The sequence below is a fragment of the Glutamicibacter sp. AOP38-B1-38 genome (assembly GCF_052377485.1).
In the GTDB taxonomy this organism is placed as follows: domain Bacteria; phylum Actinomycetota; class Actinomycetes; order Actinomycetales; family Micrococcaceae; genus Glutamicibacter.
This window is the reverse complement of sequence record NZ_JBQSWU010000084.1, coordinates 1-1,187: the sequence shown is the minus strand read 5'-3', so window position 1 is coordinate 1,187 and position 1,187 is coordinate 1. Positions and strand designations below refer to the sequence as shown.

Annotated in this window: 1 protein-coding gene; it reads left to right on the top strand. The window is 56.3% G+C overall.

Going from position 1 to position 1,187, the window contains the following annotated elements; all coding sequences use genetic code 11:
* Positions 1–217 precede the first annotated feature (217 nt).
* Positions 218–1,187, top strand: a 970-nt coding sequence (locus tag ACT3TP_RS18690; RefSeq protein WP_444621285.1) for an IS481 family transposase, incomplete at its 3' end; no start/stop codon positions are given.

Sequence of the window (1,187 nt, the reverse complement as noted above, 5' to 3'; positions counted from 1 at the left end):
TCCGGTCTCAAGACATCCTTCACCCATGTCGCGGGACATCGTTCCACCCCCACACCCCGGGAAAACCTGATCCCAACACCAGATCTGACACTGCACGTAAAGTTCAAAGCCCCCCTTCCCCGGCGTGGCAACACACCCTGTCCTGGGACATCGTTCACTCTCAGAAATTGTGAGAACACACAACAAACAAATAATCACCGCGGTCGTTCACGGATCCATGAACGCCAAAGCGGCAGCCCACCATTTCAACGTCTCCGAACGCTGGGTCAAAGAGCTCGTGCGACGCTACGCCTTCGAAGGAGAGGCAGCATTCGACTCCAGGTCTAAACAACCCAAAACATCACCCAACAGAACACCAGAGAAAACCCGCAACCGCATCATCTTCCACCGCCAAAACCTCACCGCCAAAGGCCTCGACGCCGGAGCAGAAACCATCCAAATCCTCCTGGAAACAGAAGGCCTGACCGCACCCTCAAAATCCACCGTCCACCGCATTCTGCGCCAAACCAACCACGTCACCGACCAACCCCAAAAACGCCCGAAAAGCTCCCTAATCCGCTTCGAAGCCGCGCTCCCCAACGAAATGTGGCAATCGGATTTCACCCACTGGAGACTGGCCGACGGCAGCGACACCGAAATCCTGGACTACATCGATGACCACTCCAGATTCCTCATCAGCATCCGCGCATACCGGCGCGTGACTGGGCACCACGTAGCAAAACAGTTCACCCAAGCCTGCGAGGAACACGGCCGGCCACAGTCCTCATTGACCGACAACGGACTGGTTTTCACCACCCGCTTCACCGGCAAGATCAACGGAGATGAACCAGCGAAGAACCAGTTCGAGAAGCTGCTCCAGGAATGGGACATCAAGCAGATCAACGGCTCACCGAACCACCCTCAAACCCAGGGCAAGATTGAACGATTCCATCGCACGCTCAAGCTCTGGCTCAATGCCCAACCACGGGCCAAAACCGTCGCCCAACTCAACGAGCAACTTGAGGAATTCAAGCACGTCTACAACATGGAAAGGCCACACAAAGCAGCGGGGAGGAAACCACCATATCTGCGCTACACGGCAACAGCGAAAGCCGTTCCGAAACCGCTTCCAAAGGACGAACGGCGCATCAGAACAGACACCGTGGACAAGGACGGAAAGCTGACGCTACGTTACGGAGGGCAGCTTC